The organism is Pseudomonas sp. LBUM1671 (assembly GCF_059695685.1).
In genome coordinates, this window is the sequence record NZ_CP166782.1 from 3,391,433 (window position 1) to 3,405,558 (window position 14,126).

15 protein-coding genes are annotated in these 14,126 nt (G+C 59.7%); 6 read left to right on the forward strand and 9 right to left on the reverse strand.

Going from position 1 to position 14,126, the window contains the following annotated elements; genetic code table 11:
* Positions 1–34: 34 nt before the first annotated feature.
* From ACA060_RS15510 to ACA060_RS15535, 6 genes are all read right to left on the reverse strand, one after another.
* Positions 35–799: an IclR family transcriptional regulator gene (locus ACA060_RS15510; protein WP_497311678.1), complete on the reverse strand. Its 765-nt coding sequence runs from the start codon at positions 797–799 to the stop codon at positions 35–37.
* Between the two features lie 146 nt (positions 800–945).
* On the reverse strand, positions 946–1,335 hold the full coding sequence (locus tag ACA060_RS15515) for a RidA family protein (protein ID WP_497293752.1): 390 nt from the start codon (positions 1,333–1,335) through the stop codon (positions 946–948).
* Positions 1,336–1,363: 28 nt separating this feature from the next.
* Complete coding sequence (locus tag ACA060_RS15520; RefSeq protein WP_497311679.1) at positions 1,364–2,155, reverse strand: amino acid ABC transporter ATP-binding protein; 792 nt, start codon at positions 2,153–2,155, stop codon at positions 1,364–1,366.
* Positions 2,152–2,814, reverse strand: coding sequence for an amino acid ABC transporter permease (locus ACA060_RS15525; RefSeq protein ID WP_109632052.1), 663 nt, complete (start codon positions 2,812–2,814; stop codon positions 2,152–2,154). Before ACA060_RS15525 ends, ACA060_RS15520 begins: the two co-directional genes overlap by 4 nt.
* 8 nt (positions 2,815–2,822) lie before the next feature.
* A complete protein-coding gene (locus ACA060_RS15530) occupies positions 2,823–3,485 on the reverse strand; it encodes an amino acid ABC transporter permease (RefSeq protein ID WP_109636084.1) in 663 nt (220 codons plus the stop codon).
* 54 nt (positions 3,486–3,539) lie between these two features.
* Positions 3,540–4,388: a transporter substrate-binding protein gene (locus ACA060_RS15535; protein WP_497311680.1), complete on the reverse strand. Its 849-nt coding sequence runs from the start codon at positions 4,386–4,388 to the stop codon at positions 3,540–3,542.
* Positions 4,389–4,820: 432 nt separating this feature from the next.
* Here ACA060_RS15535 and ACA060_RS15540 point away from each other — a divergent pair, with 432 nt between their 5' ends.
* The gene (locus ACA060_RS15540; protein WP_497311681.1) at positions 4,821–5,246 is read left to right on the forward strand and encodes a hypothetical protein; all 426 of its coding nucleotides are present in this window, start codon (positions 4,821–4,823) and stop codon (positions 5,244–5,246) included.
* A 96-nt stretch (positions 5,247–5,342) separates the two neighbouring features.
* On the forward strand, positions 5,343–5,774 hold the full coding sequence (locus tag ACA060_RS15545) for a thioredoxin family protein (RefSeq protein ID WP_497311682.1): 432 nt from the start codon (positions 5,343–5,345) through the stop codon (positions 5,772–5,774).
* Between the two features lie 28 nt (positions 5,775–5,802).
* Here the strand turns inward: ACA060_RS15545 and ACA060_RS15550 are convergent, their stop codons facing one another.
* A complete protein-coding gene (locus tag ACA060_RS15550; protein WP_497311683.1) occupies positions 5,803–7,359 on the reverse strand; it encodes a TerC family protein in 1,557 nt (518 codons plus the stop codon).
* A 267-nt stretch (positions 7,360–7,626) separates the two neighbouring features.
* Positions 7,627–8,493: a LysR family transcriptional regulator gene (locus ACA060_RS15555; protein WP_109632061.1), complete on the reverse strand. Its 867-nt coding sequence runs from the start codon at positions 8,491–8,493 to the stop codon at positions 7,627–7,629.
* Between the two features lie 164 nt (positions 8,494–8,657).
* Between ACA060_RS15555 and ACA060_RS15560 the strand changes: the two genes are divergently transcribed.
* Positions 8,658–10,196: an MFS transporter gene (locus ACA060_RS15560; protein WP_497311684.1), complete on the forward strand. Its 1,539-nt coding sequence runs from the start codon at positions 8,658–8,660 to the stop codon at positions 10,194–10,196.
* 63 nt (positions 10,197–10,259) lie between these two features.
* On the forward strand, positions 10,260–10,517 hold the full coding sequence (locus tag ACA060_RS15565; RefSeq protein ID WP_497311685.1) for a DUF2790 domain-containing protein: 258 nt from the start codon (positions 10,260–10,262) through the stop codon (positions 10,515–10,517).
* Here ACA060_RS15565 and ACA060_RS15570 read toward each other — a convergent pair.
* Positions 10,514–10,918, reverse strand: coding sequence for a MerR family transcriptional regulator (locus ACA060_RS15570; RefSeq protein WP_497311686.1), 405 nt, complete (start codon positions 10,916–10,918; stop codon positions 10,514–10,516). The two genes, ACA060_RS15565 and ACA060_RS15570, sit on opposite strands and share 4 nt — an antisense overlap.
* Positions 10,919–10,995: 77 nt before the next feature.
* Here ACA060_RS15570 and ACA060_RS15575 point away from each other — a divergent pair, with 77 nt between their 5' ends.
* Positions 10,996–12,219, forward strand: a complete 1,224-nt coding sequence (locus tag ACA060_RS15575; protein ID WP_497311687.1) for an NADH:flavin oxidoreductase/NADH oxidase family protein — start codon at positions 10,996–10,998, stop codon at positions 12,217–12,219.
* A gap of 83 nt (positions 12,220–12,302) precedes the next feature.
* Positions 12,303–14,027, forward strand: coding sequence for a ubiquinone-dependent pyruvate dehydrogenase (gene poxB / locus ACA060_RS15580; RefSeq protein WP_497311688.1), 1,725 nt, complete (start codon positions 12,303–12,305; stop codon positions 14,025–14,027).
* Positions 14,028–14,126: the final 99 nt, after the last annotated feature.

Here is a 14,126-nt window from a genome sequence, read left to right on the forward strand (position 1 = left end):
AACTCCTCACAGTCGCGGCTGCAGCCAGCCGCTGTTATTCGTTGATACGCCGGGCCAGGCTATTGGCGCTGTCGATCAGCACCCGGCGATAGTCCTTGTAATTGTTCTTGGCGTCGTCCCGTGGGGCGACGATGCACAGGGTCGCAATGGCCACGCCGCCGGGGTCTTTGACCGGGGCGGCGAAGCAATGGGTGAAGGTGTCGGCGACGCTATCGAAGGAGAAAAAGCCATCGATATCAGCCTGACGGATTTCCTTGAGAAATTGCTCCAGCGGCAAGCGTTCGCCGTCGGGCAGGATGAAGTCGTCGTGGTCGATCAGGTCGACGATCTCCTGATCGCTCAAGTGCGCCAGCAGCAGGCGCCCGGACGCGGTCCAGGGAATTGGCGCGTTCTCGCCGATGTCCGAGGAAATACGGAAATGCCGTTCGCCCTCTTTCATCAACGCCACGGTGTATTTGCGCCCGTTGAGCAAGCACATCTGCGCGGTTTCATGGGTCTGGCTGACGATTTCCTGCAAGGCGTGATCGGCCTCGCGGGTCAGGTCGAAATGGCGCAAATGCGCCTGCCCGAGGAAGTACAGCTGACGGCCAAGGTAGACGTGACCGTCCTTGCCCACGGGTTCGAGAATGCGCCGTTCCAGCAGGGAAGCAACCAGTTCGTAGATCGTGGATTTCGGGCTGTCGATGCCGCTGGCGATTTCATTCGGGCGCAACGGTTTGCCGACTTCCTTGAGGAAGTCGAGGATATCGAACGCCCGGTCCAGACCGCGAGCCCGGCGCTTGATGGTGTCTTCGGTCATGTCAGTGGTTCCCATTAAAGTGCCGGGAGTTTAACCAGAGTGTGGTGGTGACTGTTAGGGCGCCTTCGCGGGCAAGCCTCGCTCCTACAGGTGAATGCGGTCTCATGTAGGAGCGAGGCTTGCCCGCGAAGAAGTCACCGCAAATCTCAGGCCTTTTTCTTGTATGCGATGCAGTCGATCTCGACCTTGCAGTCGACCATCATGTTCGCCTGCACACAGGCCCGGGCCGGTGCGTGTTCACTTTTGAAGTACTCGGAAAACACCTTGTTGAAACTGGTGAAGTCCCGCGGATCCTCCAGCCACACGCCAGCACGCACCACGTCTTCCAGGCCATAACCGGCCTCTTCGAGAATCGCGATCAGGTTCTTCATGGTCTGGTGGGTCTGCTCGACGATGCCGCCAGTAATGATCTCGCCGTCCACCGCCGGCACCTGCCCGGAAACGTGCAGCCAGCCATCGGCTTCAACGGCTCGGGCGAAAGGACGAGGCTGACCGCCAGCGGCGGTGCTGCCGGTGCCGTAACGAGTAATGCTCATGAGTGTTTCTCCTGATTGAAAATGATGTTTAAAACCGCGTGTTCTTGAGAAATTCTGCCAGGCGCGGTGATTGCGGGCGTTCGAACAGTTCCTTGGGAGGCCCCTGCTCTTCGATCCGCCCCTGGTTCATGAAAACGATTTTGTCCGATACCTCGAAGGCAAAACGCATCTCGTGGGTGACCAGCAACATGGTCATGCCCTCATCGGCGAGGCCCTTGATGACGTTCAGCACTTCGCCGACCAGCTCCGGGTCGAGGGCCGAGGTCACTTCGTCGAACAGCATCAGGCTCGGGTTCATCGCAATCGCCCGGGCAATCGCCACGCGCTGTTGCTGGCCGCCGGACAACTGACCGGGATAGTGATCACGGCGTTCCAGCAAGCCGACCCGCTCCAGCCATTTTTCCGCCAGCGCCACGGCTTCGTCCTTGTGCAGCTTCTTGACCTTGAGCAAGCCGAGGGTGACGTTCTGCAACGCAGTCAGGTGCGGGAACAGGTTGAACTGCTGGAACGCCATGCCGGTCATGGCGCGATGCCGGGCGATGACTTTTTCTGCGTGACGCACGCGTTTGCCGTTGACCTCGTCATACCCGATGGACTCGCCATCGAGCATGATCTGCCCGCCCTGGAATTCTTCGAGCATGTTCACGCAACGCAGCAACGTGGTCTTGCCCGAGCCGCTGGAGCCGATCAGCGTGACCACGTTGCCGCGCTGCATGGTCAGGTCGACGCCCTTGAGCACTTCAAGCTTGCCGTACTGTTTATGCAGGCCGCGAATGTCCAGCAAGGCCTGGTTTTGTGTCGAAACTTGAGGTTGAGTCATGGCAAGGCCACCCGCTTTTCAATGTGCCGGCCGAGTAATTCGATGGCGTAGTTGATGACGAAAAACAGAAATCCGGCGAACAGGTAAAACTCCAGCGTCATGAAGGTACGGGCGATGATCTGCTGCGTGCTGAGCAGCAATTCCGCCACACCGATGACCGACAGCAAGGTCGAAGCCTTGACGATCTCCGTGGACGAGTTGACCCAGGTCGGCAGGATCTGCCGCAACGCCTGGGGCAACAACACGTAGCCGAGCGCTTGATAAAACGTCAGGCCAATCGCCTTGCTCGCTTCCATCTGACCGCTGGGCAACGCTTGCAACGCACCGCGCACAATCTCCGCGACGTGGGAGCCGCAAAACAGCGTCAACCCCAAGGCGCCGGCCTGAAACGCACTGATCTGCCAGCCCAGTGCGGGCGCCATGTAAAAGCAGGCCAGCACCAGCACAAACACCGGCGTACCGCGAATGATGTCCACGTAAAACCGGAACGGCGCGCGCATCCAGAACTTGCCGTAAGTCAGCACCAGGCCGGCGACAATGCCGACCAGCGTGCCCAGCAAAATCGCCAGGGCAGAGACCTGCACACTGGTCAGAAAGCCTTGCCACAACACTTCGCGGGCAACCCATAACTCATGCAACCAACTGGGTGATTCGTACATGGGGCCTCCTATCGGCGGATCGCCAGACGCTGCTCGAGGTAACGCAGCATCATGGCAATGAGGTAACAGGCCGCAACATAGAGCGCTGTGGTCACCATCCAGGTTTCAATCACCCGGTAGCTCTCGACATTGATCTTGCGCGCGTAATAGGTCAGCTCCGGCACCGCAATCGCAGCGGCCAGCGAGGTGTCCTTGAACAGCGAGATGAAGTTGTTCGACAAGGCTGGCAGCACGTTGCGCAGCATCACCGGAACGGTGACGTAGGCCTTGACCTGCCACTCGCCGAGACCGATGGCCAGCCCGGCTTCACGTTGTCCTTTCGGGATGCTCAACAAGCCGCCGCGGAACACTTCAGTCAGGTACGCCCCGGCATACAGCGACAGGGTGATGATGAACGACGGGATCTTGTCCAGACGGATCCCAAGGCTCGGCAAGGCAAAGTAGATCAACAGAATCAACACCAGAATCGGCGTATTACGGATCACCGTCACATACACCGACGCCAGTACCCGTAATGCACGGTGCTTTGACAGCAAAGCAAACGCCATCATCAGGCCGATCACGCAACCGATGGCGATCGACACCAGCGCCAGTTCGAGGCCCAGACCGAGCCCCGCCAGCAAGGTGTCGAAATCGCGCCACACGGCGGCAAAGTTCAACTGATAGTTCATGGTCAGCAGTACCTTTTGAACGGGGCGATGCATCACCGCCCCGCTCTCACGGGATCATTTGAATTCGACAGGGAAACCGATGGCTGGCGACGGCAGATCGACACCGAACCACTGCTTGAAGGACGCCGCGTAAGTCGGGAACTCAACGCCGGTCATGGCTTCATGCAAGGTGGTGTTGACGAAGTTCAGCCAATCCTGATCGCCGCGTTTGACCGCGCAGGCGTAGGTCTGAGGGCTCCAGGCGTAAGTCGGGCTGCGATAGCGGCCAGGGTTCTGCACCATCAGGTATTTCACCGACGACTGATCGGTGGCAGCGGCGTCGGCACGGCCTGAGTTCACGGCCTGATACATCAGGTCCACGCTGTCGTACTGATCGACCTTGGCTTTAGGCAGTGCTTGGTGCACCAGCTCTTCGGCGTACACGTTCTGCAGCACGGCCACGGTGACGCTGTCGTTCGCCGCTTTGAGATCTTCGATTTCCTTGTACTTGCTGTTGGCCGGCAACAGCAGGCCGACGCCTTCGCGGTAGTACGGCAAGGTGAACGCCACCTGCTGGGCGCGGCTGGCAGTCACGGTGATGAACTGGCAACTGATGTCGACCTTGTCGGTCAGCAGGTTGGGAATCCGCGCATCGGAGGACTGCACCACGAATTCAACTTTGGTCGGATCGTTGAACAACCCCTTGGCAATCATTTTCCCGATATCGATATCGAACCCCTGCAACTTGCCATCCGCTCCCTGGAAGTGCCACGGCGCATTGGTACTGCCCGTACCCACAATCAGTTTCCCACGGGACAGCACGCTATCGAGCTTGCTGTCCGCCGCCTGGGCCACGCCCATGGCAGCAGCCGAAGCGGCGACAAAAAAAATACACGCTTTGAACAAAGAAGGTCGGCGATGCATGGCAAGCACTCCAGGGTGATGTTTATTCCGCTATACCGGACTTTGGTATGTAACAACGGAATAGACAGCAGAAAGTGTGCCACAGGATCGGCGCGGAATCCTAGGGGTGAGGTAAAGCTAATGAATTCAACCGGATAGTTAATATTCAAGTTGAACGGCTGCATTGCGCCGTTCGTGGGAAAGCGCTACCCCAAGCAACAAGTTGGGTAACAAGGCCACATTTGGGTGCGTTGTCACCCACTCAGAAGCGAGCGCGAACGAGGAAGAAATACCGATTTTCACGGTGCCGTTCGTCTGGAAGTGCGCTTTACCTGTCAGATCTGACAGTTGTGGTGACGCTGATATCAGCGCTCAATCTCTTCACCGTCGCCCGGGCGTATGCCAAGTGATGGAACACCGAATTGATGTATTGCCACTGACAGGAGTTTTTAAATGTCCCAACAATCCGAAAAAGATAATTCCAATTTACTGCTCAACGGTAATTTCCTAAACGGCGGTACGCACTGGAATCCTAACTCGCAAGCCAAAGTCAGGTTTGAAGAGGGTCACTGTGCCTTGCAGGTCGGCGCCCTGATTACTCAACGCGTCAAAATCAACGCGGAAGGTGATTTCGAGTTTTCCGTGCGAATGAAAACGGACGGCGGTTCCGCGTGTCGAGCAACATTGGAGTTGCTGCCTTCAAATCAAACCGTTCATCTCAACATTGGCGGCGGCACTCCATGGACGAAGCAAGAACAGATTGTCAACGCGCCTGCTGGCACCACCGAGATGATTGTAACGTTGAGCGCAAACGATGGTACCCAAGGCGAGTTTGGGTCCTGTTTTGATTTTGCTTTGCTCATTCCTTTATCAAACTGAGCAGCTCTAACCGGGCTGGCCATCGATTGGTGATCAGCCGAGGTTCACTCCCCCGCTAAAATAGTCCTTGTGCGTTTGTTGAATAAAGAGATTTCAATGCGCTCGATAACTGCCCACAACGCAATGCCCCTGGTCTACCGCAAATCCCTGAAAACCTGGCGTCCAGTGATTTTGTACTTCGGCAGTCAGCACTGTCCGGCCTGCGATTGGGCCGGGCCGATCTTCCGCCAGATCGCCGAGTCTTATCGGCATCACGCGCACATCTACATGCTGGACACGGGTGAATCGCCTCGACACCCGTGCGTCACCGGGACACCGACCGTGCTATTTTACAAGGACGGGAAGCTGCTGAAAAAGCTCAAGGGCATCGGCACTGAACAAACCCTGCAGGAAGACTTCGCCAGGCACATCGGAAACGTGAGACCGGCAACGGTGGCCCGTAAACCGGCTCACGATCTGGCGTGGTTACGCCAGACCCTTCGCAGACTGTGCACTGTTCCTCGGGCGCGAACGTTGATGGGGGTTTGAGAGGATCGTTCCCACACGTGGGAACGATCTAAACAGCGCGCACCAGCAACACCCGCGTCACCCGCCGCTCCTCGACCGACGCCACCGTGAGCCGCCAGCCTTCCCACTCGTGGCTGTCACCGATCATCGGCAGGCGATCCAGCAGGCTGACCACCAGCCCGGCCAGGGTTTGATAGTCATCGGTAGGCTCTGCCGCAAAACCGGTCCGCTGTTGCACCCGCGCCAGGTTCAACGCGCCGCTGACCATGAAACCACCCTGCTCCTCGACCACATCCGGGCCCTCGATTTCGCTGGCGTCCGGCAACTCGCCGGCAATCGATTCGAGAATGTCAGTCATGGTCAAGACACCGACAAAGTCACCGAACTCATTGACCACGAACGCAATGTGAGTCGAGGCTTTGCGCATCTGTTCCAAGGCATTGAGGATCGAGTAACTGTCCAGCAAATTGATGGTCTTGCGAGCCAGATACTCAAGACCTGGCTGGTTACCAGCCAGGTACTCCTTGAGCAACTCCTTCTTGTGCACGAAGCCCAGCGGCTCATCCACCGCACCATCGCGAATCAGCGGCAGGCGTGAATAGGACGAATTCATCAGGCGCGTGCGAATGGCTTCGGCATCATCAGACAGGTCGATGTGATCCACATCAGCGCGCACGGTCATCAAGGTGCGGATCGGTCGCTCGGCGAGTTGCAGCACACCACTGATCATCACCCGCTCGCGACGGTCGAACAGACTTGTGCTCGGTGCTTCACCGTTGTCCAGCATGTCGGCAATCTCCTCGCCAACCTCTTCCACCGCGAGCGTGCGACCACCCAGCAAACGCATCACGGCGTGGGCCGTGCGCTCACGTATCGGTCGCAGGCCCTGCACCGATTTTTTACGGCGAGCCCGGGCAATCTGGTTGAAGATCTCGATCAGGATCGAGAAACCGATGGCCGCGTACAGGTAGCCCTTCGGAATGTGGAACCCCAAGCCTTCAGCAGTCAGCGCGAAGCCGATCATCATCAGAAAGCCCAGACAGAGCATGATCACTGTCGGGTGTTCATTGACGAAACGGGTCAGCGGCTTGCTGGCGACGATCATCAGGCCGATGGAAATAATCACCGCGATCATCATCACGGCCAGTTCATCGACCATGCCCACAGCGGTAATGACCGCATCGAGGGAGAACACCGCATCGAGCACCACGATCTGCGCCACGATCGGCCAGAACATCGCATAAACCGCATTGGAAGCGCGCTGGCCGACATGGCCTTCGAGTCGCTCGTGCAATTCCATGGTGGCCTTGAACAACAAGAACACACCACCGAACAGCATGATCAGGTCACGGCCGGAGAAGCTCTTGTCAAACACCTCAAACAACGGCTGAGTCAGGGTCACCAGCCACGAAATACTCGCCAGCAGGCCCAGGCGCATCAGCAACGCCAGGGACAAACCGATGAGTCGCGCACGGTCACGTTGCTCGGGCGGCAGCTTGTCGGCCAGGATGGCGATAAACACCAGGTTGTCGATGCCCAGCACCAGCTCCAGCACAATCAAGGTCAATAGCCCCAGCCATGCGGTGGGATCAGCTATCCATTCCATAAAAACGTCTCGATCTCTTCAGTAAATTCAGAAAGCCGGGCACGGCAAGGCGCGACGCAGAGGCCGTGGCGGTGAAGTGACAAGGGGATTCGGAAGTCGGAAAACCGGATGTTTCGCGTGCATCAAGACCGCGTGGAAGCGCGAGGAGAAAGGATAACCGGGAGGCTCCAAAAGGGTGTTCATGCAAGTCCTGAAAGGAATATGGCCTTGGATCGTACAGGCGAAAGCGACATTTCCTACAGTTGGAAATCATTACAAAAATTGTAATCAGCGCTTTTTGACTTGCTCGATGTACCTGACCACCGCTGCCGACTTCTCGAACCGCCGATGAATCAACGACAACCACGATGTCGCCTCGCAGCCCTTGATCGCCCGGTACAACACACCCGGCAATCCGACATGCCCGACCACCGACTCCGGCACCACCGCCACGCCCTGCCCCAACGACACCAGCGCAATCACCGCCACCAGCCCGCCCGGCTGCGCACCCAGTTTCGGTGCAAACCCGCCCTCGGCGGCGACTTGCAACGTCCCGCTGATTTGCTCCGGCAGGATGAACGTCTCGCTTTGTAGATGCTCGGGACTGATGTCCGGCAGATGACACAGCCAGGACTCGGTGGACAGCGCCAGCACGAAGCCTTCCGAATTCAGGCGAATGGCCTCCAGGCCGTCAGGCAGAGTCATGGGCGAGCGGACGTAACCAATGTCGAATCGTCCCTCGACCACCATGGTCGGCAATGACGCCATGGGGCTTTCCCGCACGTTCAGGCTGACGTCCGGGCACTCGCGACTGAAGGCCTGCACCTGCCTTTGCAGCACCCCCGAGTACACCGCCGACGCCACGTAACCCAGTTCGATATGACCGATATCGCCGCGTCCGGCGCGCTGGGCATTTTGCTGGGCGTACTCGAATTGCCGCACCGTCGCCTCGGCTTCGATCATTAGTGCGGCACCGGCCTCGGTCAGGCTGACTTCACGGGTCTGGCGCACGAACAGTCGCGTGCCGAGTTCGTTCTCCATGTCCTGGATCTGTCGAGTCAGCGTCGGAGGCGCGATACCGAGTTGTTCGGCGGCGCGAGTAAAGTTGCCTTGCCGGGCAACGGCCAGAAAGTAGCGGAAATGCCGTATGTCCATGGGTGCATTAGCTCAAAGGTAATGAAATCCCGATAACAGGCTAATAAAGCCTGTAATCGATCGCGATAAGCTCAGTGCCAATCACAGTAGAGAGCCAACCTCATGTACGTCAAACCTCTTTTCGCTGCCGCCGTCATCGATCTTGCCCAAAAGGCAATCACACCATGAGCCGGGTCAGTCCACGCCTGACACTGCTGACAGCCTCCGGCGTCTGCTCGCTGATCGTGCTCGACACCAACATCGTCGCCGTCACCCTGCCGACCATCGCACGAGACCTGGGCGCGAACTTTGCCGACATCGAATGGGTGGTCAGTGCCTACATGCTGGCGTTCGCAGCGTTGTTGTTGCCGGCAGGCAGCATCGCCGACCGCTTTGGCCGGCAGAAAACCCTGCTTTGGGGTCTGGGCATCTTCATCCTGGCCTCCATCGGTTGCGGCGCGGCGCCGACGGCGTTGTTCCTCGACATCGCGCGGGCGGTCAAGGGTGTCGGCGCAGCGTTGTTGCTGACGTCGGCCCTGGCCTCCATCGGCCACACCTTTCACGATGAAGTCGAACGGGCCAAGGCCTGGGCGTTCTGGGGTGCGTGCATGGGCGTGGCGATGACCGCTGCGCCGACGGTCGGCGGGCTGATCACCGAATATGTGGGATGGCGCTGGATCTTCTACCTCAACCTGCCGGTGGGCGCGTTCCTGATGTTCATGGTCTGGCGCGCCGTGCCGGAATCCCGGGACACCCAGTCGGCGCGCCTCGATCCTTGGGGCAGCCTGGCGTTCAGTGCAAGTTTGCTGTGCCTGATCTGGGGCTTGATCGAGGCCAACCGCATCGGCTGGAACAACCCGCTCACCTACGCCCGGCTCATCGGTGGCGCCCTGCTGTTGGGATTGTTCGTGCTGATTGAGCGGATGCAGCAGCGGCCGATGGTCGACCTGCAATTGTTCAGGCATCCGCGTTTCATCGGCGCCCTGCTCGGCATGTTTGCCTACGCCGGTTGTGCCCAGGTGATGATGACGTTGTTGCCGTTCTACCTGCAAAACGGCCTGGGCTTCTCGGCTATCGCGTCGGGGCTGGGGATGCTGCCGTTTGCCGTAACCATGTTGATTTGCCCGCGCATCGGCGCTCGCCTTGCCCATCGTTTTGCACCTGCGACGCTGATGGCGGCGGGTTTGACCCTGGTCGGCAGCGGCAACCTGCTGAGCGCCTGGGCCGTCAGTAGCGGCGGCTACCTGCCCTTCGCCCTGGCCATTGCCGTGACGGGCGCCGGTGCCGGCCTGCTCAACGGCGACACGCAAAAAAACATCATGGTCTGCGTGCCCCGCGAGCGCACCGGCATGGCCTCAGGCATGAGCACCACCATGCGTTTCAGCGCGATCGTGCTGGCCATCGGCGTCTTCGGTGCGTTGTTGTCCAGTCATACCGAATTGCTGTTGCGCACCAGCCTGTCTGCGCAAGACGCGCAATGGCTCGGACAGTCCAAGGGCATTGCCTCACGGGTGGTCGCCGGTGACATGACCGCGGCGATGAACCTGCTTCCGGAAACCGCGCGTGCGCTGGTCGAGCCGCTGGCACGCCAGGCGTTCGTCGGTGGCTTCAGCCTGCTGCTTCTGGTCGCCGGTTTGCTGGCCTTGCTGGGGGCGTTGGTGGTTGGCACCTTGATGCGCAATCCGATCCCGGCGCAGAAAAGTTTTTCCCTGGGCCTGGAATAAACCCCGACGGGGCTCGTCGTACTGCCACTGAAATCGTTCAGTAGCCACTACGAGAGCCCCATCATGAAACGCATCCTGTCCGCCCTGTTTCTCATCAGTCTGAGCGGTGTTGCAGCGGCCGCTTCCATCGACAATTCCAGCACGCCGAAAGTCGAGGACTATAAGTATTCGACCCCGCTTCATATCGCCAAAGTGCTCAAAATGACCAGCAGCGATGGGTGCGGTCCCCTGCCTCGGGAGATGACCTACATTGATACTGCAGGCACCACACACGTCCTGCGTTACCAGGCCTTTGGCGAAAACTGCCTCGGTCAGAACTAATGCTTCATCGACGCCAGCACCCGCTCGGCATTCTCACCGCAGGCCATTCCTTCGGGCCGTGCCTGGATGTTATCGATCAACTCCAGCAACTGCGCCTTGCTCTGAGCCAGGTGCAGTTGCATCGCTTCGATCTGTTCGACTTTGCGCCCTAGGCTCGCCACCAGTTCATCGTGCTTGAACTCACCCGTCACCGTGTCCGGCAACAATAACTTCAGCTCTTCAAGGCTGAACCCGGCCTGCTGTGCGCACTGGATGATCTTCAGGGTTTGCAGGACTTGCGGTGGGTAACGCCGGTAGCCGTTGGCCAGGCGTTCCACTTGCCGGATCAGGCCCTGAGCTTCGTAAAACCGAATGCGCGACGCGTTCAACCCGCTCAACTGCGCCAATTCACCAATCTTCATCTCGGCCTCATTTGCCTGCTTGACATTAAAGTTAACTTTAAGCTTAGCCTCTACTCATCACTGATGAGGAGTCAAGCATGTCGCCTTTCCAAACGCTTAATTTGCCCAACGGCCAGACCCTCGGCAATCGCATCGCCAAAGCCGCGATGGAAGAGAACCTCGCGGACACCGGGCAAGCACCGTCCAGCGCGCTGTTTCAGCTGTATCAAGCTTGGGCCGAGGGCGAAACCGGCCTGTTGCTGACCGGCAACGTGATGATCGATCGCCGCGCCATGACCGGCCCTGCGGGCGTGGTGCTGGAAGACGAGCTGCATCTTGAGCAGTTCCGGCAGTGGGCGACCATCGGCCGATCCGGCGGTGCGCACTTTTGGGTGCAGCTTAATCATCCTGGCCGGCAGACCATGGCCAACCTCGGCCAGCAAGCCTGGGCACCGTCGGCCGTGGCGCTGGACCTGGGTTCGTTCTCCAAGATGTTTGCCGAACCCAAACCGATGTCGGAAAGCGATATCGCCGAGGTCATCCAGCGCTTCGCCACCAGTGCTGCACTGGCGGAAAAAGCCGGCTTCACCGGCGTGCAGATTCATGCCGCGCACGGCTACCTGCTCAGCCAGTTTCTCTCGCCATTGACCAATCGCCGCACGGACCGTTGGGGCGGTTCCCTGGAGAATCGCGCCCGTCTGCTGCTGGACGTGGTCAGCGCCGTTCGCCAGGCCGTGTCGCCAGAGTTTTGTGTGGCGGTAAAACTCAACTCGGCGGACTTCCAGCGCGGCGGTTTCGACGCCGACGACGCCCGGCAAGTGATCCTGTGGCTCAACGATCAGAACATCGATTTGCTGGAACTTTCCGGGGGCAGCTACGAAGCGCCGGCCATGCAAGGCGAAGCCCGCGACGGCAGGACCTTGGCGCGGGAGGCGTACTTTCTGGAAATGGCCGGCGAACTGGCCAGCGTCGCGAGTATGCCGGTGATGGTGACCGGTGGGATTCGACGCCTGGCCATCGTCGAACAGGTGCTCGATAGCGGCATCGCCATGGCCGGTATCGGCACGGCGCTGGCCATCGAACCGCAGCTGGTCAGGCGCTGGCGCGAAGGCCAGGACAGCCATCCGCAATTGCCGCCGATCCGCTGGAAGCGCAAACCGCTGGCGGCCCTGGCGAGCATGGCCGTGGTGAAATTCCAGCTGCATCGCCTGAGCCGTGGGCGCAAGACCCGGCCACAGGTTTCGGCGATATGGGCGTTGATCCTCGATCAGTTGTACATCGCCCGGCGCACGCGTCAGTACCGGCAGGCGATGGGCAAGTAATCACACATCCGGGTGAGTCATGGTTGCCACCGTGTTGTCCTCTTTTAATCGCGAGGACAATTCATTCATCAGTGGAGCACCCCATGGCGAAAATCAACCTTGCCCAACAACTGGCAACCACCCTTGAACAGGCCGGCGTCAAACGCATCTGGGGCCTGACCGGCGACAGCCTTAACGGTCTGACCGAGGCCCTGCGCACTATGGACAGCATCGAGTGGATGCACGTGCGCCACGAGGAAGTCGCCGCGTTCGCCGCCGGTGCCGACGCGGCGGTGACCGGACAACTGGCGGTGTGCGCCGGCAGTTGCGGGCCGGGCAATCTGCACTTGATCAACGGGCTGTACGATTGCCACAAAAACCATGTGCCGGTGTTGGCCATCGCCGCGCAGATTCCATCCTCAGAAGTGGGCCTGAACTACTTTCAGGAAACCCACCCGCAGGAACTGTTCAAGGAATGCAGCCACTTCGTCGAACTGGTGAGCAATCCGGCGCAGATGCCTCAGGTGCTGCATCGGGCGATGCGCAGTGCCATCCTCAATCGCGGCGTCGCGGTGGTGGTGATTCCCGGTGACGTGGCGCTGCAGGAAGTCGAAGACAACCTCAAGCCCTGGCCGGCGCTCTCAAAACCGCGCACCCTGCCCGCGCCTCAGGACCTGGATCGGCTGGTCGAATTGCTGAGCCAAAGCAAAGCCGTGACCCTGATGTGTGGCGCTGGCTGCGCGGGCGCCCACGATCAGGTGGTGGCGTTGGCTGACGCCCTCGGCGCGCCGGTGGTGCATGCGCTGCGCGGCAAGGAGCACGTGGAGTGGGACAACCCGTTCGACGTCGGCATGACCGGGCTGATCGGCTTCAGCTCCGGATATCACGCCATGCTCAACTGCGACACGCTGGTGATGCTCGGCACTGACTTTCCCTATCGCCAGTTCTATCCTACCGACGCCACCATCATTCAGATCGACCACGACCCGCAAGCCCTCGGCCGCCGCACTACGCTGGATCTGGGCATCGCCGCCGACGTTAGCGAAACCCTCGCCGCGTTGCTGCCGCACCTGCCTTATCAGGGCGACCGCAGCTTTCTCGAGTCATCCCTCAAACACTACCAAAAGGCGCGTCAGGGCCTGGATGACCTGGCTCAACCGTCGGCGCCGGGTCGGCCGATTCATCCGCAATACCTCACTCGCCTGCTCAGCGAGCTGGCCGATGACGATGCAATCTTCACCGCCGACGTGGGCACGCCGACGGTCTGGGCCGCGCGCTATCTGAAAATGAATGGCCAGCGCCGACTGCTCGGCTCGTTCAACCACGGCTCCATGGCGAACGCGATGCCTCAGGCCATCGGCGCGCAAGCGGCGTTTCCCGGGCGACAGGTGATTTCGCTGTCCGGCGACGGTGGTTTCAGCATGCTGATGGGGGATTTCATCTCGCTGGCGCAACTGAAGCTGCCGGTGAAAATCATCGTCTACGACAATGCCTCGCTCGGCTTCGTGGCGATGGAAATGAAATCCAGCGGACTGCTGGACACCGGCACCGACCTGCACAACCCCGACTTCGCCGCGATGGCCAACGCCATGGGCATTCTGGGGATTCGCGTCGAGGAATCCGAGGCGCTGGAACCGGCCTTGCGCCGGGCGCTGGCCCATGACGGGCCGGTGCTGGTGGACGTAATAACGGCGACCCAGGAACTGGCGATGCCCCCGTCGATCAAGCTGGAACAAGCCAAAGGGTTCAGTTTGTACATGCTCAAAGCGGTGATGAGCGGGCGTGGGGATGAGGTGATTGAGTTGGCGCGCACTAATCTGTTTCGCTGACGCGCTGAAACCGTGTCGCCCCCATCGCTAGCAGGCTAGCTCCCACAAGGATCTTCGTCATAAGGAGATCCAATGTGGGAGCGAGCCTGCTCGCGATGG

Excerpts from the sequence above, each read along its gene's own strand:
- ACA060_RS15510 (WP_497311678.1), bottom strand. The coding sequence starts at position 799 with ATGACCGAAGACACCATCAAGCGCCGGGCTCGCGGTCTGGACCGGGCG.
- ACA060_RS15515 (WP_497293752.1), bottom strand. The coding sequence starts at position 1,335 with ATGAGCATTACTCGTTACGGCACCGGCAGCACCGCCGCTGGCGGTCAG.
- ACA060_RS15520 (WP_497311679.1), bottom strand. The coding sequence starts at position 2,155 with ATGACTCAACCTCAAGTTTCGACACAAAACCAGGCCTTGCTGGACATT.
- ACA060_RS15525 (WP_109632052.1), bottom strand. The coding sequence starts at position 2,814 with ATGTACGAATCACCCAGTTGGTTGCATGAGTTATGGGTTGCCCGCGAA.
- ACA060_RS15530 (WP_109636084.1), bottom strand. The coding sequence starts at position 3,485 with ATGAACTATCAGTTGAACTTTGCCGCCGTGTGGCGCGATTTCGACACC.
- ACA060_RS15535 (WP_497311680.1), bottom strand. The coding sequence starts at position 4,388 with ATGCATCGCCGACCTTCTTTGTTCAAAGCGTGTATTTTTTTTGTCGCC.
- ACA060_RS15540 (WP_497311681.1), top strand. The coding sequence starts at position 4,821 with ATGTCCCAACAATCCGAAAAAGATAATTCCAATTTACTGCTCAACGGT.
- ACA060_RS15545 (WP_497311682.1), top strand. The coding sequence starts at position 5,343 with ATGCGCTCGATAACTGCCCACAACGCAATGCCCCTGGTCTACCGCAAA.
- ACA060_RS15550 (WP_497311683.1), bottom strand. The coding sequence starts at position 7,359 with ATGGAATGGATAGCTGATCCCACCGCATGGCTGGGGCTATTGACCTTG.
- ACA060_RS15555 (WP_109632061.1), bottom strand. The coding sequence starts at position 8,493 with ATGGACATACGGCATTTCCGCTACTTTCTGGCCGTTGCCCGGCAAGGC.
- ACA060_RS15560 (WP_497311684.1), top strand. The coding sequence starts at position 8,658 with ATGAGCCGGGTCAGTCCACGCCTGACACTGCTGACAGCCTCCGGCGTC.
- ACA060_RS15565 (WP_497311685.1), top strand. The coding sequence starts at position 10,260 with ATGAAACGCATCCTGTCCGCCCTGTTTCTCATCAGTCTGAGCGGTGTT.
- ACA060_RS15570 (WP_497311686.1), bottom strand. The coding sequence starts at position 10,918 with ATGAAGATTGGTGAATTGGCGCAGTTGAGCGGGTTGAACGCGTCGCGC.
- ACA060_RS15575 (WP_497311687.1), top strand. The coding sequence starts at position 10,996 with ATGTCGCCTTTCCAAACGCTTAATTTGCCCAACGGCCAGACCCTCGGC.
- poxB (WP_497311688.1), top strand. The coding sequence starts at position 12,303 with ATGGCGAAAATCAACCTTGCCCAACAACTGGCAACCACCCTTGAACAG.